This is a genomic window from Trichlorobacter thiogenes, assembly GCF_900167465.1.
Lineage (GTDB): Bacteria > Desulfobacterota > Desulfuromonadia > Geobacterales > Pseudopelobacteraceae > Trichlorobacter > Trichlorobacter thiogenes.
This window is the reverse complement of sequence record NZ_FUWR01000008.1, coordinates 94,219-113,632: the sequence shown is the minus strand read 5'-3', so window position 1 is coordinate 113,632 and position 19,414 is coordinate 94,219. Positions and strand designations below refer to the sequence as shown.

The window sequence follows — 19,414 nt, the reverse complement described above, 5'->3', positions numbered from 1 at the left end:
GTTCCGTTGTGGTACCCTTGTCTGGACAAGGGTGAGCGAACGGTGCTACTGGTTGTATCGAACGTTCGTTCGATTTGTATCATAGCGATACGATGTTGTCCGGTGCAAGAATTAATTGAGGGTGGTAGCAATAAATTGGATTTTGCTCATGAGTTTGCTACTCTTTCCCGCGGTATCTCAAATCAGAGGGAGCGAAATGTCCAAGGTGGATTGTCGCAGCAGGTTAGTGGAGGTCGGGACCCGTTTATTTGCGGAACGCGGCCTGCATGGTGTAAGCATCAGGGAGCTGTCGCTGACAGCGGGGACCAGTATCTCTATGGTATCCTACTGTTTTGGTGGCAAGGAAGGGCTGTACGCTGCGGTTCTCCAGGAACAGTTTGCCTGTTTTGAGCAGATTGATGCGTTGCAGCAGGAAGGGGTAGACCCGCTACAGTTGCTTGAAACCTACCTGCGCTGGACGATCCAGCGTCATCGAAATAATCCATACCTGTTACGGTTTTATACCAGCGAGTTGACCAACCCCACGGTCTTTTTTTCTTCTATTGTTGCACCGGCCATCAGCAAGGTGATCAAGGTGCTGACCGAAGTGATTGAGGGCGGCGTGCAGTTGGGAGTGTTCCGCACCGAGATCCATGCCGTTAATGCCTCTTTAGCCCTGGCTGGAATGGTTAACTACTTTTTCTTGAGCCTGCTGGCAACTGAAAGCCTGATCAGCCATTCTCCTGAGCAGGATGAACAGTTGGTGCAGCAGTACCTTCTGATTTTTACCAAAGGGATCGTGAAATAACGTTAACAGAAGCGTTTCAAGGTTTAGAATTGCCACATAAACGCTATCATGCTATAGATATCCAACACCTGAACCACAGGGGAGACCCCCTGTGGTTTCTGTTTTTACGTAGAGAAAGTGAGAATTGAGATGATCAGTGCAAATAATATTAGTCTTGCCTATGGCAAGCGGGTGATCTTTAAGGATGTCAATATCAAGTTTGTGCCGGGCAACTGCTATGGTCTGATCGGTGCAAACGGCGCAGGTAAATCAACCTTTCTTAAAATTCTGGCAGGCATGTCCGAGGCAGACGCCGGCACTGTTTCTGTTGGTCCACGGGAGCGGATCGCCTTTCTGAAACAGGATCAGTTTGCCTTTGATGAGCATACCGTCTTTAACACCGTGATCATGGGTCATGCCAGGCTGTATGAGGTGATGATTGCCCGGGAGGCGATGTATGCCAAGACCGATTTTACTGAAGAGGATGGCATCAAATCCGCCGAGTTGGAAGGTGAGTTTGCCGAGCTGAACGGCTATGAAGCCGAGTCTGAGGCAGCCGTGCTGCTGAACGGTCTGGGCATCCCGGAGGAGTTGCGGCACAAGCAGATGAAGGAACTGGAAGGGGGGGACAAGGTGCGGGTGCTGCTGGCCCAGGCCCTGTTCGGTAACCCTGATATCCTGCTGTTGGACGAACCGACCAACCACCTGGATCTGAAGTCAATCAACTGGCTTGAGGAGTTCCTAGCGCGTTTCAATAACACCGTAATTGTGGTCTCCCACGATCGTCACTTCCTGAACCAGGTTTGTACCCATATGGCTGATATTGATTTTGGCCGGATTCAGGTCTATGTGGGTAACTATGACTTCTGGTACCAGGCCAGTCAGCTGAACCTGAAGCAGAAGCAGGATGAAAACCGTAAGGTGACTGATCGCGCCAATGAATTGAAGGAGTTTATCCAGCGTTTCTCTTCCAACGCCTCCAAGGCCAAGCAGGCCACATCCCGTAAAAAACTGCTGGAAAAGCTGACCATTGAGGAGATGCCGGTTTCATCCCGTAAGTATCCCCATGTGGTGTTTAAGCCGGAGCGGCCCTGTGGCGATATCATTTTGGAGATCACCGATCTATCCAAGGCCGTCGACGGTATTCAGGTCTTCAAGGATCTGACCCTGACTGTGCGCAAGGGGGACAAGATCGCCTTTGTGGGTGGTAACAGTCTGGCCAAGACCACCCTGTTCCAGATCCTGGCCGGTGAGTTGGAGCCGGATGCAGGAACGTTCCGTTGGGGCGTGACCATTACCAGTGCCTACTTCCCCAAGGAAAACGGGGCCTACTTTGATAATGACCTGAACCTGATTGAGTGGCTTGGTCAGTACTCGCCGCCTAATGAAGGTGAGACCTTTGCCCGTGGATTTCTTGGGCGGATGCTGTTTTCCGGTGATGAGGCCACTAAGAAGACCAATGTGCTTTCCGGTGGTGAGCGGGTACGCTGTATGCTTTCCCGCATGATGTTAACCGGAGCCAATGCGCTGATTCTGGATGAGCCGACCAACCACCTGGATCTTGAATCGATTACAGCCCTGAACAACGGCCTGATCTCATTCAGCGAGGTGGTACTGTTTGCCTCCCATGACCATGAGTTTGTCAGTACGGTGGCTAACCGGATCGTGGAGTTTACCTCTGGTGGTGTTATTGACCGGATGATGACCTTTGAGGAGTATCTGGAAAATGAAGAGGTGGCCAGAACCAGGGATCAGCTCTGTCAGGGGCATGCTGATCTGACGTTGTAGGCGACTGCTGTAGATACAACAAAAAAGCCCCGAGGAAGTTCCTCGGGGCTTTTAATTACTGCTTTGTTACCAGATTAAACTCTGGTTACGTTTGAAGCCTGAAGGCCTTTAGGGCCTTTGGTTACTTCAAAAGTCACTCTATCGCCTTCAGCAAGGGATTTGAATCCTTCACCTGTGATTGCGGAAAAATGGCAGAATACGTCTTCGCCGTTCTCCTGCTCAAGAAAACCAAAACCCTTGCTGTCATTGAACCATTTTACTGTTCCGTTTACCATTTTGTACCTTCTCCTGATGTTTCTCTGTTGTTGTTTTTGGCATAACGCCAAAATGTAATTATCACACTAGCAGTCTTCTTCTGTTAAAGTCAATCTATACATTTGTAAAAGCAAAATAAAATTTACGCTACTTTGTATAGTGTTTTTTGAATATTACAGCAGGAATCTGATCGCCTTGAGAATAATCGTGAAGAGATCTGGATCAGACCTGCGTAGTGGATCGCTGAAGCTGCCGAAGGCTGAAGGCTCGTCGTCATATCCTTTCAGTTTCAGGCGTTGCTCTTTTTCACGCTGCTCTGCCTCTTTGCGTTGCTGTTCCTGGCGTTCCTGGTCGAGCAGTTGTCCGCCCAGCTTCATCCATTCAAACAGCTGACGCAGTTCGCCCCCATCCAGCCAGACGCCGTGTTCTTTGCAACGATCAACAATCACACCGCTTTTCGTACCAAAGTTGACACGGTGCATCAGCTGCTCACAGACCGGGCATTTGATATAGGAGATCGGGTGCTGATTTGGATCTCGTTTTTCGTTAATTGCTTCAAGTCCGGCACGATCGATACCTGAAACATTTGCAACAGTAGCCTCTAGTAGTGCCTCAAGCTCACCGGGATCAAAGAAAATACCCATGCATTGTTCACAACGATCAATCAGAAAACGACCATTCAGTTTCAGGTCCAGGGTTTTTAGCTTGATGTTACAGCGAGGACAGACCCGTGGGGTGTCATTTTCATGGGTGGTGTAGTAGTGAATCCCTTTCAGATCGATGTCGGTGCGGTTTCCGCAGTAGCCGCAAAGCAGCGATCCTGGTGCAAGGGGAGCATTACAGTTTGAGCATCTGGCCATGCATGATACCTTCTTGGTATAAGTTCTGATGAGGCGCGTGTTAGTATACTGAAAAATCGAACAAAAGGAAGCATGAGCGGATGCCGTTGAAAATCACCCTGTTGACCCACTTTAAAGAGATTCCTAAAAAGTCAAATACCGGGCGTTTGGTGTTGGAGGTGTTGGGGGAAGCTGCTGAACAGATTCGTTGGGATCGCTTGAATCCACCTGCGAAACTTTTGGAGGAGATCGCATCAGGTGGCGTGGCCTTGGTTTATCCTGGTGCTGCTGATGAAGATGAGGTGGATCTGTCTGGTATCAGGCAGTTTGTCGTTATTGACAGCACCTGGCATGAGGCCCGCAAAATACACCAGCGTAGTCCCTATCTGCAGCAGGTACGTCGCGTAAGTTTGAAGCCAGTCGTGAAGTCACGCTACAATTTAAGGAAAAATCAAAAGGAGTCCGGCTTGTGTACGGCTGAATGTGTGATCGAGCTTTTGCGGGCAACCGGCCATGCTGAAAAAGCAGATCAGCTGGAGGAATGTTTTCTGGCCAACATGCGGCCGGAAACGGCTATCAGGAGACTTGCCTTTATAGCATCATCAGATTGAACATCGGTCGTAACAGCTTCTGTTGCTGTTCTGTGGCAGAGTCCATAAAGGCATTCAGCAGGGCATTGATCGCCTCAAACGGGTCGCCTTTGATATCTTTGACCAAGCCATCGCGCCCCAGGGTGATCAGAGATGGATACTCACCTTCCGGCTTGAAAAGCTTCAAAATCCTTTCGACTTTGTATTCTCCCATGGTCTCCTTGACTGCATCAAGAACTTCATTTAGCCCGGCAATCATGGCTGGCAGCCGATCGTTGACGGTGGTCACAATGTCCAATCCCACCGGTAATTCACTTATCCTTTCCAGAAAGAGCTCAATCAGGTCACCTTTGATAAGCCCGCCATGCTGGGGTGCCAGCGCCAATGGTGTTGGCTCAAGCGCCCTGATCTTTTTAACGGCCAGCTTCATCGCCTCATTTGAAGGCATATAGATCTGATGGAACGCCTTAACTCCGGCCCAGTTTTCTTCTGTTGCAATCAGGCCTGAAGCCTCAACACCACCTAAAAAATCTCCTGTGAACAGTATGCGGGATTCAAGATCATAAATCATGCTGGCACCCCTGAAGTGACAGTAGGGGGTCGGGATGAACTGAAGTTTGTGGCCGGTGGGGAGTACCAGGCGCTGATCCTGAACCTGATCAATGGAGCGGAAGCGGACAGAGCTGAGGCCGTTAAGGCTGACCAGTCGCCAAGTGTCTTCGGTGGCGATAACGTTTAGTCTTCTATTCATGGCGTACATCTTTGGTAGTACGCCAACAACATCAGGATCCTGATGGTTAATGAAGGCCAGATTGATATTTAATAACCCTCCCGGCAGTACAGAGGATACTTTGCGGGATAAACTGACAAAATCACTGGTTGGGCCGGGGTCAATCAGCAAACTGCCGGAGGTTTTGTTGCCCTCAAAAATCCTGAGAAAGCTGTTTCTGCTCAGGAATGTCTTGGTGCCTGCGCCAACCCAATAGATCCCTGCGGAGATTTCAATCGCCTCGTCCAGATTGTTATGATTGCCCATGATGGCACCTCGATACTATGCAGCTGTTACAGGGAAGAGGCCAAAGGGTGGAGAAGTGCCCTTTGGCCTCTGTGTTGGGTGTTGGCAACTTAGAAGCGGTAGCCAACCCCAATGCCAATCAGGTGGGGATTGAGATCCAATTTGCACTTTTCTGTACCGACAGTGGCCTCGGTGTCGACGTTTAGGTATTTGTAGTCGATGTTGAAGTAGAGGTTATCAGTGATTTTGATATCAGTACCGGCTTGGGCAGCCCAGCCGACGCTGTTGTCAATTTGGAAGTTTGGCACACCATTCACTTTGGAGTTAAAGGGGAATACCACGTTGAGACCAAAGCCGATATAAGGGCTGAAAGTGGAGCCAGCCAGTGGATGATATTTAAGGGTCAGGGTAGGTGGCAGCAGCCAAGTGGAACCGGCAAAACCGTTGTTCAGTTTGATGTCATTCCGTGTTACCCCGGCGATCAGTTCGGTGGAGAAGTTCTTGGTAAAGAAGTATTCGAGGTCCAGCTCGGGGATAATGTCATCACTTACTTTGGTGTTTAGGGTGCTTAGTGTGCCACCTGTTGATTCATCTGGCTTCACATAAATAGCCCGTACCCGCACACCGAATGATTTGTAATCATCGGCTGCCTGTGCCACCTGTCCTGCGCCTACTGCCAACACTGCAGCAGCTGCTGCGATTCCACACCATTTTTTCATCGTTATCTCCTGCCTTTCGTGGGATGTAGAGAAGCGACGCTTCTCGGTAAAAGTCAAAAAAGATATTTCATGTCTCTTTGTGCGGGAATTAATCCTATTTTTGACCTAAGTCAATAAAAAAATGCATAAAATCCAATAAGTTAAATATATTGAATATTGAATTGTGGCGTTTTTGCAACAACTTGGATCATTAATGGGGTGTAATATTCTGGTAAAAATTATCGTACAATTTGAGTTGCTTTTTTGCCGTGAAGTCATTTATGCGAAAAAATAATTTGATTGCACGAAACTCAATCTTGAGATGTTTGACTTTGCCAATGGCACTGATTAGATTTGCACGGTACGGGATGAGCGGGGTCTGACGCAGGGGAAAGGTTTTCTGAACGCTTTGATTAACAGGAGGGCAAGGGAGATGATTGAGCTGATGAGGAAACGTCGCAGTATCCGTAGCTTTACCGGGCAACCGCTGGAGAAGGAACAGGTTGCGCTGCTGGTGGAAAGCTTGCTGCGGGCACCGACATCCAGAAATGTCAATCCGTGGGAATTTGTATTGGTGGATGATGCAGAGCCGTTGGACAAACTTTCAATAGCCAAATTGCATGGTTCCGGTTTTTTGAAGGGGGCTGCCCTGGCGGTTGTTGTCTGTGCCGATGAGACCAAGTCAGACGTATGGGTGGAGGATTGCTCAATTGCAGCGATCCTGTTGCAGATGACTGCCCAGTCACTGGGGCTGGGCAGTTGCTGGGCTCAGATCAGGCAACGGGAGCATGACAAACAGACAACAGCAGAACAGTTTGTGCAGCAGTTGTTGGGACTGCCAGCTCATGTTCGGGTGGAGGCTATCATCGGTATTGGTCATTCGGCAGAAAAGCGCACACCACTCGCTTCCAGCCAATTGCAGTATGCAAAGGTTCGCCATAATCGATATGATACCCCTTGGAAACAGGAGTAACAGGGGCTTTAATTGAGCGTGACCAATGCATACCCCTTGTTTTGCCAGGCGATCTGAGAGGTCAGGACGTTGCCCACCAGAAAGAGATCAGGTAGTAATTGCGCATTGTCGACCTTAAAGACCCTGGTGGCCACACTGCAAATTTCAACCCTGACCCCCTTCTTTTTTAAGTCAGCAAGGAGTTCGCGAAGTTCTGGTGTTGCCTGATCCCTGGTAAACAGTTTGACCGCAGGTCCTCTCAGGGAAACAATCAAGGTTGGTTTCACTTTTTGATTGCTGATCCCTTCAAAGGTTTCCTTGATCAACCCCAGATTAAACAGCAGCTTGTCCAGATCTGCCAGTCGAACATCAAAAATTGCGCGGGTCTGCTTCAATCCCTTGAGGGCAAACCGGTCGTCTGGTACAGTGCTGTCGGCATGGGTGACTGTCGGCAGACCAAGGGCCAGAAACAACAGTGTTGAAGCCAAAACAAGTGTCAGTTTTTTCATGACGTACCCCCATTTTTAGTATTCTTTTACAAGCATACGCCAATCCGCTTAGTACCGCAATCAGGAGCCGATATGTCGTTTAGTGAAGTAACCGGCCACTATGAACGCCATCCCTATCCCCATTATCCGCTTTTGGCTTCTGTCCGGAGTTACGATACCTATGCCATGAACCTGACTGCCCTTTGGGCGCGATTTAACGGTGAACTGCTGCCGGAGCGGGAGGGAAAAATTCTGCTTTCAGGTTGTGGTGCCTTTGCCCCCTATCCGATGGCACTAGCGAACCCCAAAGCCCAGATCACCGGGGTTGATCTGGCTCAGCATAACCTAAAGCGGGCACGGTTGCATTGTCTGCTGCATCGCCGTTTTAACGTTGAACTACTCCAAGGGGATTTTCTTGATCCGGCTGTGACACCGGGACCGTACCACTTTATTGAGGCATTCGGGGTGCTGCATCATCTGGATGACCCGGCTGCCGGAATGCGAGCGCTGGAACAACGGCTGGTGCCGGGTGGCATCCTGCGGGTGATGGTCTACGGACGCTATGCACGGCAGGAGGCTGAATCGGTCCGGCGGGCGATGCGGTTATTAAGGGTGCGGGATGTTGCAGCTATCAAGCGGATGCTGAAAAAGGCTGCATCGGGCAGCCGTCTTAAAAACTATGTTGATGCAGCCTGGGAGGCGAAGAATGATTCCGGGCTGGCAGATCTGTTCCTGCATCCCAATGTGAAGACCTACCGGATTGACGAGTTTATGGAGCTGGTGGGGCAGAGCGGCCTGAAGCCGCTGCTTTTTACCCATCTGGATGCCCTGGCAGACCCAGAACAGGAGATCATCCGGCTGCGGGAGCTGGATCGGCGTCGTGAAACCCGTGCCAATATCATTTGCTACCTTGGCAGAGACTGCAAAGGGGCAGCTGATTCGTCATCAGATTCATCTCTCATGTTGAATCCGGCGCTGCGAGAGGCGGTCTCTTTGTTTAATCTCGCAGCACCGGTGCCGATTGATCGGTTGGGACATGATAATCCGCAACTGACCTGGAGTGTGCGGCGTTTTTTACGACGGTTTGTCAGTCCGGTGAAGGAGTTGTCACTGACGATGGCTGAAAAGGAACAGGCTGAACGTTATCTACGGGAGCTGTTCCTGGTCAGGATCAGGGGCGGCTGACTACTATTTGCCGCAACATTTCTTGTACTTCAAGCCGCTGCCACAGGTGCAGGGATCATTACGACCAATCTTGGTAACGGTAACCGGCTTCGGTTTAACCATCACGCCATCGCTGAAATACCAGACCCCTTCTTTGCGTTTGAATAGCGCATTTTCATGATGCTCCCGCAGGGTGCCGTTCTCTTTGAAGCGGGCAATGAATTCAACCTCACCGTTGCTGTCATCTGCCCCACCTCTGACCGTGCCGATTATCTCCAGACCAAGCCATTCCGAATTTTCAGCCCAGGCCTTAGTGCCCTCATGGTCATAGCCTTCGCGGTTTGATGGATCTGTGCTGTTAAAGACAAAATCCATCTCGGTTTTAGTATAGGCGCTGTAGCGGGCTCGCATGAGCTGCTCGGCGGTTTCAGCAGGCTGGGTGCCTTTAATGATTGGTTCGCAGCAATCGCTATAGGTTTTGGTGCTGCCGCAGGGACAACTGGTCATGGTTCTTTCTCCTTTGTCAAATATTGCAATACTACAGAAATATAAGTACGCTTACGCCTGCTCAAAACTATCGGGAGGCACTACGTATGACGCACCGGATCGAAGTTGAACGGGAACAGTTTTTGAAAGGTTGGCCGGAACCTGAGCCGGGGTATCGTTGTTTCTGTCGGCCAGACGGCGATTACGGCCCGGTGGACATAATGATTACCATGGCGGACGGTCGGGAGTTTTTCGCACGTATGATTGCTGCGATGCGCTCTCCCTATTCACCGGATGTCCTGCAGGTTGATTTTGATGCCATCCGTCATTGGGAAGACGGTACTGCCATGACCGCTGCCGAGCGGAGGCAGGTGGCACGTATCATCTGTTCAGGCTATGAGTCACAACTTTATGCCACTGAAGATGATCTGCAGGCAGTTCCGGGAACATGAACACCTCGGCCTATCTTCCAGGTATGGTGATACAGAGGCACTGCCCCTCTGCGTAAACTGTTTCCTCGTCGCAGAACAGCTTGCCGTGGATCATCACCTTGCGTCCTTCAACGGATACCACCTGGCTTTCCAGGGTGACAACCTTTTTAATCGGTAGCATGGCACGAAAACTCACATTCAGATTGCCCACCACAATCGGATAGCCAGCAGCCCAGGCCGCCAGTCCCAGTGCCTCATCCATAACCGCCGCAATCGATCCGCCATGGGCATGGCCGGGAGGACCCTCAGTCTCAGGGCCGAACCAGATCCGGGCATGTAGATGTTGTTCGGCGTCACGGTAATAGCGTGTGCGAAAACGGTTGCCATCTGGTTCGCCGGATACGAAACGGAGCGAGTCTCCCACCAGGGAAGGGGCATCAAATTCGTTCCATCCCTCTTCGCCGCTTAAATCGACCGATGGATTAGCGGTGTCGCTTACTCTGTTGCTGGCTGACAAAATAGGTTCTCCTTATGCTTTCTTAACCACCCGAGCAGGCATTACTTGCACCCCTGCAGCAGGATTGTCAAGTCTTTGAAGCCGTTCACGGAGCCGCCGCTGTCCAGTTTGTCCGGCAAAAGATCGTCAGTGCTTCGGTGGGGGACGGTGATTTGCAGGTCAGTGAAGCTGCAGGACAAACAGCTCCAATTTTTTTTCAACTCTGTTTCCTGAGGCGATATAGACCCGCTTGCCGTCAACCATGATGGCGTCACGGCGGTTCAGCTCAAGCTGTTCCGGCAATCTGAATGGCGCAATCAGTTGTTTGCCTTCTGGAGAGACGGTCATGGCCCAGTTGGTGGCCGGTTCACCAGAACGGTGGACTTTCCAAAGGATCAGGATACTGCCGTCCGGTAGGGGGGCTGTTTTTACGTTTATGGCTGATTGGTTATCTTGTTTGGTGTAGCGGGTCAGCCAGATAACGCCAGTACTGCGTTGCTCGTTCCAGCGGTTGTTAAAGCAGTAAAACCCGCCTGTTTCCGCTGGCCCCTTCGTAACGAGCAGTTCATCAGGAACACTATTGCCACGTGAGGCTATTGTATGGAAGTCCCGAATCGCCACTACCAGGCCGATATTTCGTTTGTCGGTATTGCCAGTTCCTGTCCGGCTGTTGTCCAGAACCTTGCCTTCAGACGAGGGTTCTCCTGTAAAGACCACCATGTAGCCTTGCGGCGTTTCAACAAGCCCACCCAGTTCAGTATAGGTGTTATTGTCGTTGGACCATTGGTAGAAGGTTTTGTCGGGGCTGCTTATTTCAGGGTAGGGCGGGAATGTCCGGCCAGCCGGGTTCACCGGTCTGGTCGCATGGGCTGTTTTGACGGTATACACAACTCTTGAAACCCTGTTTTTATCGGTAAATTTGTGTAGATGAATCCCCCGTGGATAGGCATCTCCCAGATCTATGCCGATGAAATCACCGGAGCTGTTGGTGCTTAGCACATTGTCAAAGGAGTGGCTTGAGGTTGGCCCCAGGCTCTTGATCTGTTTGAGGCTGGTCGCGTTAAAGATAACGGCAATACCACCCTGGTGGTTCAGTCCATCTCCTGATTTGTGCATGGTCCGCATCAGCATCATGCCCAGTTGCCCCTTGGACCACTGCAGGTCGGCGGCAACCCTGGGGGCTTTCATATGGAAGATATTAAGGCCATTTTTTGATGCGTCAGGCACGAAGCGGGCCAGCAGTTTCCCCTGGGGATCTGTTTTAGCAAGTTCCAGTATCTCCGGGTCATCCTGTTCGCGGGCCAGCAGGTAATACAGATTGCCGGACGGGTCAGCGCAGGCTGCCAGCAGACGACCGGGGCGATCCATGGCCAGGCTGATGGTGGAAGCATTGCCCAGGTCGCTACTGAAGCGGGTCAGGTAGATGGCATGGCTTCCGGAGTCCTGCCAGATGACACCTGGGCCGGATACTGTTTTGACAATGAAAAACTGGCGGGTGATGACGTCAATTCCACGGCGTGGGTCTGGCGGTGTACCGTCAACAGCATGTCGGTAGATAGCCAGCTTGCCGAGTTGCGTCTTGGCGAGACGTGCCGCTTCTACACTGCTGGTGATCTGCGGGTAGCTTGACACTCTTACGGTTGCCGGAGCAAAAAAATAGGTGCCGGTGCCGCTCTGTTTATCGGCACCGATGCGTAACACCCTGGTGTACTGTGTCGGTACGATCTCACTTTCCGGGATGGTGGTAACCTGCGTGACGAAACCATTATCTGTTCGATAGAGCACCCAACTGGATTTGTGAGGGAAGCGATAGTAGATGGTGTGTTGCGTATTCAGATTTTTTATAGTTTTGCGGAGTGGTTCGCCAAGTTTGAACGCCTCAAATCGCTGGTCCTGTCCGGCAACACGGACATGGCCCACTTCAATCGGAAAATCATTATGATTTTGACGGTTGCCAGCCTGATATTTAAAGGCAATCAGTGCCAGGTTGCCGATCCGGTCCTGCTCACTGCCGATACCGTTTGGATTGTTGTCTGTGGTCTTGCCCGGCAGAATTCTGGAGTCGGTTGCGGTGAAGGAATACTGCAGGAGATCGGGTGGCGAGAGTGGGCTGCTGATCAGGCTTACAGCGGTAATACAGAGTGCGATGAGTCTGCTGAACACGGATGACCTCTATCTGCAGCGGGTATAAAGGATCGCTGCTTTTTTGTGTCACGCAACCAGTCGGTCACGGTCGTGGTCTTTGGCATGCTTCAACAGGCGTAGCAAGAATTCACTAAGGCATGGCGTTATCTCGCGGAAATGAACCCCGATGCCAGGGGCGTGGCGCAGGCCCCAGGATTGTTTCCAGCAGACTTTGGCCGTAATCTCGCAACCGGGCTCCTGAAAAAAGACGGTCAGTTCATCGCCTATGGCATACCGTTCAGGGTTGAAATCAACGATGAAGGCACCGCCCCAGGAAATATCCAGGGTAAAGGCACGGGTCTCCGATTCTGCAAAGCGTGTGGCAACTGAGATGCCGACTACATGGCGGTGGTGGGCACGGAGCTGACGGGCGGTAAAATTATAACAGGCGCGGTTGATGAAATCATTGAGACTGTTTTCCTGCTTTGCTGCACCGGGCATGGTCATCGGGATCAGCATGGTTCCCATCACCCGTACCCGCAGGGTTGGAAAAAAACCGGTCAATGAACAGGCAACAATCTTTTCCTCTCCCTTGGCCTTCACAATGGTGGGCAGGTCAACCAGTATCCCGCAGTAGAGGCTTTTCAGGGCCAGGTCTTCGGCCTCCAGAAAGGTGCTGCATTCTACGATCTCAACATCAAAGGCCCCCAGGCTTGCCGCCAGCGCCGCACGGGTGTCGTCGTTAACTGAGATTACGAAAATTGGATGATCAAGCAGGGGCATCTAATTTGTCCTTGGCTGTTTTTCGATTGTGAAACAATAAAGAAAAACATTTGAAACATCAATTGAATTAGCATCTGTCCAGTAGCTCTTTAACCTACCGGAGTGCTGGAGCTTTCCCTCATATTGGTGTACTGTGTCCTGCATGAACCTACACCTTATTACCCTTCATGCCATGCCATCCGCCCAGGCAGTACCGCTCGCTGCTGCCTTTCTTAAGGCCTATCTGGATCAAGCTCCTGCCCTGCAGGGGAAGGTAACCACCACGACAGCCGAGTTCTTCTGCGGTACGCCTTTGGAGCAGCTGGTGGCCTCGATCAAAGAGCAACAGCCTGCCATTGTCGGCCTGCCGGTCTATGTCTGGAACCGTCTGGAGTGTTGTAAACTGATTACGATACTGCGTCAGCAGTTTCCTGATCTGTTGCTGATTGCCGGTGGCCCTGAGGCAACCGCTGATCCCGCCCGCTTACTGGCCGAGGCCCCCTTTGACCTGCTGGTGGTGGGGGAGGGGGAACTGACGGCTGCCGAGCTTATGGAACGTCGATTGGACGGAGCTTCATTGCAGGGACTGCCCGGCACTGCCCAATTGGTGGGTGGTGAGCTGCAGGTGATCCCCCGGCCCCAGATCGAAGACCTGGCCATTTTGCCTTCTCCCTATCTGGCCGGGTTGCTGGACACGCATATCGCCAACGGCATGGTTTGGCAGCTCTCCCGGGGTTGCCCCTATGCCTGCGAGTTCTGCTACGACGGCATGGGTGACCGCAAGGTGCGGCGCTATCCGCTGGACCGGATGGAGCAGGAACTGGCCTATCTGGTCAGCCGCGGCGCCTCCCAGATCTTTGCCCTGGATTCCACCTTCAATACCGACAAAAAGCGGGCCAAACATCTGCTGCGCCTGATCCGTGAGACTGCGTCGGATGTCCACTTCCACTTTGAGGTGCGTCATGAACTGCTGGATAAGGAACAGGCCCAGCTGTTTGCGCAGCTTACCTGTTCCGTCCAGATTGGTCTGCAGAGCGCTGATCCGGCAGTGGCTGGAGGTGTGGGCAGAACATTCAACCGCGATGAGTTCACTGCCAAGGTGATGCTATTGAACGACTCAGGCGCCACCTTTGGTTTTGACCTGATCTACGGCCTGCCGGATGATACCCTGGAGAAGTTCAAAGAGGGGCTCAACTTCGCCCTGTCGCTCTACCCCAACCACCTGGATATCTTCCCGCTGGCCGTGCTGCCCGGCACCAAGGTGGCCCACAAGGCAGCCGCTATTGGCATGCGCCACCTGTCTGATCCGCCCTATACCCTGCTTGAGTCAGCCAGTTTTCCGCTGGCGGATATGGCCAGGGCGCGTCAGCTGGGGGCAGCCAGCGACATCTTCTACTCTCGCGGCAAGGCCGTGGCCTGGTTCAACGGGGTGGTACGGGGATTGAAACTCAAGCCGCTGGAGCTGCTGGAACGGTTTGCCGACTGGTTGCAGGGGCAGATGGGCCGCATGCCGGATGAGGCCGAGCTGGATGACGGGCAGATCTGGCAGTTGCAGCGTCGCTTCTTGATCAGCCTGTTTGATGAACGTAAGGCACAGAAACTGCTGCCTGCAGCCCTGGACTGCGTAGATTACCACTATGCCTACGGCGTGGCCCTGATGGCGGTGCCGCCCATCCCGCCGGATGACGACCAGCTGCTGCAGCTTGATCTGCTCAAGATGAAGCTGGCACGTGCTTCATCACTGACCCTGCTGCCGTTCAGTTATGAGATCCTGGATATCCTGGAGAGTGGTGAGCCTGATCTGGCCTGGATCAGCAAACAGCTACAGACCGGCTCCTGGGCTGCCATCTATCCGGCCCATGGCGAGGTCTGCACTGAATCGCTGATCAAGCCCTACTACCGCCTGCTGGAAGAACTGGATGGAACACGCACTGCCGGTGCCATTGCCAAGCAGTTGCGGATACCTGCTGCTGACGCCCTGGAGTTCCTGCAGTTTGCCATGGCCGAAGGGATGGTTACAGGGGAGTACAGTCAATTTAAACATTTGCCATGAAAATTCGGAGTGTAAGTTCGAATTTTCATGGTGACACATTATTCACAAGTTAGGCATTAACATGGCATATCTTGACTGCGAGAGCCCCGAAACTGCGGTAAGCTCACTTGCTTTCATTTACGACATCAAGCCGGAGCAACTTGCTGACTTTTTTAGTCGGTTTGATATCGATGAGCACTACAAGGCAAATAAGCCTGACCTCGCTGGTCCTGATGAAACTCGACGACTCTTAGAAAATTGCTTTGGTCAGCCCCAAAAACATATCACGCGCACATATTGGTACCACTTGACGAGAACAGAGAGAGGAAAAAGCTTCGGTGATGGCCTGCTTCCGCTCAACGCTGTCCTACCAAAAGCTTGGCAGATGCTACTTCGAGTCGTAAGTGGCTCTCACCATGCTGAGCGTCTTCTCACTATGTATGATCAAGGCGTCGAAAATTTCCATTATAACCTCAAGACACCAGACCCACTGCATTGGGGACCGTATGCGATGCTGGTAAAAGGAATTGGTGCATGTGCGGCGTCGGTTGGGAATCATGACTATCTTCAGATTCCAGAAATTGTGGAAGATATTTGTTCTGGCTACGCAGTTCGCTTCGGAGAGTCAATCCAGTCGATAATCGAACAAGCTCTAGTCCCAACTGTAGTTAAATTCTGGTCAGAAGATCAAGAACACCTATATGGGCTTACCTCCGCCATTTACTATGCTTACCTCTCAAATCGTGGCCTTGAGTTGAGCGGTTTGGTAAACACCTGTTTTGACGGAAATGGCAGAACAGTACCAAAGGATAGAATAGTCTATGTTGAACAGACAAATGCCTGACTTTCGGCGGTAGGTGGTCTTCACTACGCGCCGCCGCTGCGCCTCGTAATCGTTGAACAACCGTAATTCTGGAGTCGTACCTGTGATGCCAAACCCTAACCGTAAGCCAGCATCATGCTGCTGATCTTTCCCCCCATTGCCAAGGCCTGTGAACCACCGGCCGGGATCGCCCGTCTGGCTGGTGCGCTTGCGGCCCATGGTATCCCTTGCAGGCTGTGGGATGCCAACTTGGAAGGGCAGCTCTGGCTACTGGAACAGCCGCCGGCAGTTGATGATACCTGGACCAACCGGGCCTGGCGCAGCCGCCAGAACCATCTGGCTGCCCTGCGGGATCGCCAGACCTACGCCAACCCAGGTCGTTATGCCACGGCAGTTAATGACCTGAACCGCCTGCTGCTGATGGCGGCTAAGCCGCTGCAGGCAGAGGTGGGGCTGGCTGATTATCGGCAATCAGACCTTTCTCCGGTACGCAGCAAGGATCTGCTGCAGGCCGCTGCCAGACCTGAATTGAACCCGTTCTTCCCCTTCTTCCAACAACGCCTGCCAGAGCTGCTGGACGGCATTAGCACCGTTGGTATCTCGCTTAACTTCCTCAGTCAGGCCCTCTGCAGCTTTGCCTTGATCGGTCTGATCCGGCAGCAGTATCCCAATGTAAAAATTGTGCTTGGCGGTGGTCTGGTTACCACTTGGCTTTCACGGCCGGATTGGCTGAACCCGTTTGGGGGGCTGGTTGATCACCTGATTGCCGGGCCTGGCGAAGGGCCGCTGCTGGCACTGTTGGGACATGATATGTCGCAGTATGGCGGCATGCCTGACTATCAGCAGTTGCCGTTGCAGCAGTACCTGAGCCCCGGTCTGATTCTGCCCTACAGTGCCGCGTCCGGTTGCTGGTGGAACCGTTGCTCCTTTTGCCCGGAACGGGCCGAGGGGAACCGTTACCGGCCGTTGCCAACCTCACGGGTACTGGCTGAACTGCAGCAGTTGGTGCAGCAGTACCGGCCAGCACTCCTGCACCTGCTGGACAATGCCCTTAGTCCGGCCCTGCTGCAGGGGCTGATTGAGCATCCTCCCGGAGTTCCCTGGTATGGGTTTGTCAGGTTTGAAAAGCAGCTGGCTGATCCTAAATTCTGTCAGGCATTGAGGCAATCAGGCTGCGTGATGCTAAAGCTGGGGATTGAATCCGGTGATCAGTCGGTGCTGGATCGTCTGCACAAGGGGATAGAGCTGGGGATGGCCGGACTGATTCTGGAGAACCTGCGGCAGGCCGGGATCGCTGTCTATGGCTATCTGCTGTTCGGCACCCCGGCTGAAGACCAGGAGGCTGCCTGGCGTACCCTGGCCTTTGTGCAGCAGCATCATGCCGCGATTACCTTTCTGAATCTGGCGATCTTCAACATGCCATTGTTTGGTGATGAGGTGCCGGAGTACGAGACAGAGCTGTTCTACGAAGGGGATCTGTCGCTCTACACAGGGTTTACGCATCCCAAAGGCTGGGGCAGGGGGGCGGTGCGGCGTTTCCTGCGCCAGGAGTTCAGCCGTCCCCCTGAAATTGCGGCGATCATCCGGCGTGACCCTCCACAGTTTACCTCCAACCATGCCGCACTGTTCTGAAGCGTACCGGGTATAGATCCCATCGTTGTGTGCGCAACTTGTAATCCTTCAGAATTGCCTTATTATCTTTCTATGGTAGTCATCAGATCAGAGAGGGCTTGCTCATGCCTGAATTTAAGCTTGGAGAGTTGTTGATTCAGAATAAGCTGATTACCAAAGAACAGTTTGATCAGGCACTGGAGATGCAGCAGCTTACCCCGCATCAGCCGATCGGCCAGATTTTATGTATGCTTGGTTTTTTGAACATCAAAGACCTTGGGTATATCCTTGATCACAATAAAAAACGCCGCAAACTGGGCGATATTCTGGTCTCACAGGGGCTGATTGATGAGGAAAAACTGCGTAATGCGCTTAGTGTCAGCGGGGAGGAAAAAATTCCGCTTGGCAGGGCGCTGATCAGGCAGCAGGTTATTGAAGAAGAACAGGTGGCCCAAGCAATAGCTTTTCAGCATGACCTGAAGTTTGTCAGTCTGTCCGGAGTCCGTTTAGACCCAGAACTTTCACGATTTGTTAATGCTACTTTTGCCCAGCGGCTTCGTATTGTGCCGATCAGGTGTAGGGACAATTGCCTGACCATTGCTATGGCATATCCGGTTCAACGGGATGAACTTGCACAGCTTGAAAGCTGGTGCCATATGAAGATTGTCCCGGTGATTGCCAAAGAAAGCGACATAATTATTGCTCAGCAGAAGATTTTCAAGATTATTGGTGGGACTGAGCATGCAAAGCTGAACTTTGAGCTGTCTGAAGACCAGGTGCGTGATGCCAATAAATCAAAATATGTCAATGATTTCATCAGTGCCGACGTAGACTACCTTGTTAAACGGATTATTGCCACCGGCATCAAGGAGGGCGCAAGCGACATCCATTTTGAGTCAACTGAAAACGGGATGGTTATCCGCTACCGTCTGGACGGCATCCTTCAAACAGTAGGCTTGGGGGCTGATGACCTCCTGATCAGCACAAACGCACGGCAGGTTGTTTCCAAGATCAAAATCCTTTGCGATATGGATATTGCTGAACGCCGCCGCCCGCAGGACAGCAGCTTTAAGATGAAGGTGTCCAAGGAGGGAAATGTACGGAGTGTTGATTTTCGGGTGTCAACAGTGCCAACGCAGTTCGGTGAAAATGTCGTGATACGGATCTTGGATAAGCGCAGAGGGGCTATTACCCTGAAGGGATTGGGCTATTCTCCGGAAGATGTTAAGGCGCTCTACGGGGCACTTGAAAAGCCAACCGGCATCTTCCTTGTTACTGGACCGACCGGATCAGGAAAATCGTCTACACTGTACGCCATCCTTTCCCATATCAATACGCCGGGCGCCAAGACACTGACCATTGAGGATCCGATAGAATACAGCATTGATGGTATGACCCAGACTGAAGTTAACGAAAATATCGGTAATACGTTTGCCCGTCTGTTGCGGGCCTTTCTGCGCCAAGACCCCGATAATATCATGGTTGGTGAGATCCGCGATCTTGAGACTGCGACTATTGCCATGCGCGCGGCTCTGACCGGGCATACCGTGCTTTCCACCCTGCATACCAATGACGCCACCAGTGCCGTGACGCGCCTGATTGATATGGGGGTTGAACCAAGTTTAATCTCCACAACTTTGCGTTGTGTGCTTGCCCAGAGGCTTGTACGCTATATCTGCCCGGATTGTAAAACCCCCTATCTCCCGCCGGCAGAGCTTTTGCAGGAGTTCGGGGTTTCGCTTGAGGCTGATATCAAATTCTTTAAGGGTAAAGGTTGTGGCAAATGCCACTATACGGGCTATGCCGGGCGACGGCCGATTGTAGAATTATGGATTCCTAACCGTGAAGAGCTGCTCATGTTTAATCGTCGTCCTGATAACATTAGTCTTCGGAATGCGGTTTTTTCCGGTGTCAGGCCTCTTACCATGATTGAGGATGGATTTCGCAGGGTTTTGGCAGGTGAGACAACCCTTGAAGAACTCATGCGGACGGTTCCTTATGAGCAGATTGAAGCCGGGCGGGAAAAGATAAAACGAATGCTCGCCTCAGCAGAAATAAAGACTGAGACGTAGTTTATGCGTCTGCCGTTTTACG

Annotated in this window: 19 protein-coding genes; 10 read left to right on the top strand and 9 right to left on the bottom strand. The window is 52.0% G+C overall.

Annotated features, from left to right (window positions below; genetic code table 11):
- Positions 1 to 196: 196 nt before the first annotated feature.
- Entirely contained in the window at positions 197 to 787 is a 591-nt protein-coding gene (locus tag B5D39_RS08800) for a TetR/AcrR family transcriptional regulator (protein ID WP_078790101.1), read from the top strand.
- A 129-nt stretch (positions 788 to 916) separates the two neighbouring features.
- Positions 917 to 2,554, top strand: coding sequence for an ABC-F family ATP-binding cassette domain-containing protein (locus B5D39_RS08795; RefSeq protein WP_078790100.1), 1,638 nt, complete (start codon positions 917 to 919; stop codon positions 2,552 to 2,554).
- Positions 2,555 to 2,628: 74 nt separating this feature from the next.
- On the opposite strand, the gene B5D39_RS08790 is transcribed toward B5D39_RS08795, so the two are convergent.
- A complete protein-coding gene (locus B5D39_RS08790; RefSeq protein ID WP_078790099.1) occupies positions 2,629 to 2,829 on the bottom strand; it encodes a cold-shock protein in 201 nt (66 codons plus the stop codon).
- A gap of 153 nt (positions 2,830 to 2,982) precedes the next feature.
- Complete coding sequence (locus B5D39_RS08785; RefSeq protein WP_078790098.1) at positions 2,983 to 3,669, bottom strand: zf-TFIIB domain-containing protein; 687 nt, start codon at positions 3,667 to 3,669, stop codon at positions 2,983 to 2,985.
- Positions 3,670 to 3,749: 80 nt separating this feature from the next.
- Between B5D39_RS08785 and B5D39_RS08780 the strand changes: the two genes are divergently transcribed.
- A complete protein-coding gene (locus tag B5D39_RS08780) occupies positions 3,750 to 4,259 on the top strand; it encodes a DTW domain-containing protein (RefSeq protein WP_078790097.1) in 510 nt (169 codons plus the stop codon).
- On the opposite strand, the gene B5D39_RS08775 is transcribed toward B5D39_RS08780, so the two are convergent.
- Together B5D39_RS08775 and B5D39_RS08770 are read right to left on the bottom strand one after the other, a co-directional pair.
- On the bottom strand, positions 4,240 to 5,274 hold the full coding sequence (locus B5D39_RS08775; RefSeq protein WP_078790096.1) for an oxygen-binding di-iron domain-containing protein: 1,035 nt from the start codon (positions 5,272 to 5,274) through the stop codon (positions 4,240 to 4,242). The two genes, B5D39_RS08780 and B5D39_RS08775, sit on opposite strands and share 20 nt — an antisense overlap.
- 89 nt (positions 5,275 to 5,363) lie before the next feature.
- Positions 5,364 to 5,972 carry an OmpW/AlkL family protein gene (locus B5D39_RS08770; protein WP_078790095.1) on the bottom strand — a complete coding sequence of 203 codons (609 nt, stop codon included), beginning with the start codon at positions 5,970 to 5,972 and terminating at the stop codon, positions 5,364 to 5,366.
- 412 nt (positions 5,973 to 6,384) lie between these two features.
- On the opposite strand from B5D39_RS08770, the gene B5D39_RS08765 reads away from it, so the two are divergent.
- Entirely contained in the window at positions 6,385 to 6,924 is a 540-nt protein-coding gene (locus B5D39_RS08765) for a nitroreductase family protein (RefSeq protein ID WP_078790094.1), read from the top strand.
- An 8-nt stretch (positions 6,925 to 6,932) separates the two neighbouring features.
- On the opposite strand, the gene B5D39_RS08760 is transcribed toward B5D39_RS08765, so the two are convergent.
- On the bottom strand, positions 6,933 to 7,412 hold the full coding sequence (locus B5D39_RS08760; protein ID WP_078790093.1) for a DsrE family protein: 480 nt from the start codon (positions 7,410 to 7,412) through the stop codon (positions 6,933 to 6,935).
- Positions 7,413 to 7,484: 72 nt separating this feature from the next.
- Between B5D39_RS08760 and B5D39_RS08755 the strand changes: the two genes are divergently transcribed.
- On the top strand, positions 7,485 to 8,576 hold the full coding sequence (locus B5D39_RS08755) for a class I SAM-dependent methyltransferase (protein WP_078790092.1): 1,092 nt from the start codon (positions 7,485 to 7,487) through the stop codon (positions 8,574 to 8,576).
- A 3-nt stretch (positions 8,577 to 8,579) separates the two neighbouring features.
- Here B5D39_RS08755 and B5D39_RS08750 read toward each other — a convergent pair whose 3' ends face one another.
- The gene (locus tag B5D39_RS08750) at positions 8,580 to 9,062 is read right to left on the bottom strand and encodes a YchJ family protein (RefSeq protein ID WP_078790091.1); all 483 of its coding nucleotides are present in this window, start codon (positions 9,060 to 9,062) and stop codon (positions 8,580 to 8,582) included.
- Positions 9,063 to 9,148: 86 nt separating this feature from the next.
- On the opposite strand from B5D39_RS08750, the gene B5D39_RS08745 reads away from it, so the two are divergent.
- A complete protein-coding gene (locus B5D39_RS08745) occupies positions 9,149 to 9,493 on the top strand; it encodes a hypothetical protein (RefSeq protein WP_078790090.1) in 345 nt (114 codons plus the stop codon).
- Between the two features lie 10 nt (positions 9,494 to 9,503).
- Here B5D39_RS08745 and B5D39_RS08740 read toward each other — a convergent pair whose 3' ends face one another.
- The 3 genes from B5D39_RS08740 to B5D39_RS08730 all read right to left on the bottom strand — a co-directional run bounded on the left by B5D39_RS08740 (position 9,504) and on the right by B5D39_RS08730 (position 12,875).
- Entirely contained in the window at positions 9,504 to 9,989 is a 486-nt protein-coding gene (locus B5D39_RS08740; protein ID WP_078790089.1) for a PaaI family thioesterase, read from the bottom strand.
- A 159-nt stretch (positions 9,990 to 10,148) separates the two neighbouring features.
- Positions 10,149 to 12,131: a hypothetical protein gene (locus B5D39_RS08735; protein ID WP_078790088.1), complete on the bottom strand. Its 1,983-nt coding sequence runs from the start codon at positions 12,129 to 12,131 to the stop codon at positions 10,149 to 10,151.
- A 48-nt stretch (positions 12,132 to 12,179) separates the two neighbouring features.
- The gene (locus B5D39_RS08730) at positions 12,180 to 12,875 is read right to left on the bottom strand and encodes a PilZ domain-containing protein (RefSeq protein ID WP_078790087.1); all 696 of its coding nucleotides are present in this window, start codon (positions 12,873 to 12,875) and stop codon (positions 12,180 to 12,182) included.
- A 142-nt stretch (positions 12,876 to 13,017) separates the two neighbouring features.
- Between B5D39_RS08730 and B5D39_RS08725 the strand changes: the two genes are divergently transcribed.
- From B5D39_RS08725 to B5D39_RS08710, 4 genes are all read left to right on the top strand, one after another.
- Positions 13,018 to 14,907: a B12-binding domain-containing radical SAM protein gene (locus B5D39_RS08725; protein ID WP_078790086.1), complete on the top strand. Its 1,890-nt coding sequence runs from the start codon at positions 13,018 to 13,020 to the stop codon at positions 14,905 to 14,907.
- 61 nt (positions 14,908 to 14,968) lie between these two features.
- Positions 14,969 to 15,730: a hypothetical protein gene (locus B5D39_RS08720; RefSeq protein ID WP_078790085.1), complete on the top strand. Its 762-nt coding sequence runs from the start codon at positions 14,969 to 14,971 to the stop codon at positions 15,728 to 15,730.
- A gap of 114 nt (positions 15,731 to 15,844) precedes the next feature.
- Positions 15,845 to 17,341 (top strand): B12-binding domain-containing radical SAM protein, encoded by a 1,497-nt coding sequence (locus B5D39_RS08715; RefSeq protein WP_078790084.1) that lies wholly within the window; start codon positions 15,845 to 15,847, stop codon positions 17,339 to 17,341.
- Positions 17,342 to 17,445: 104 nt separating this feature from the next.
- Positions 17,446 to 19,392: a GspE/PulE family protein gene (locus B5D39_RS08710; protein ID WP_078790083.1), complete on the top strand. Its 1,947-nt coding sequence runs from the start codon at positions 17,446 to 17,448 to the stop codon at positions 19,390 to 19,392.
- Positions 19,393 to 19,414: the final 22 nt, after the last annotated feature.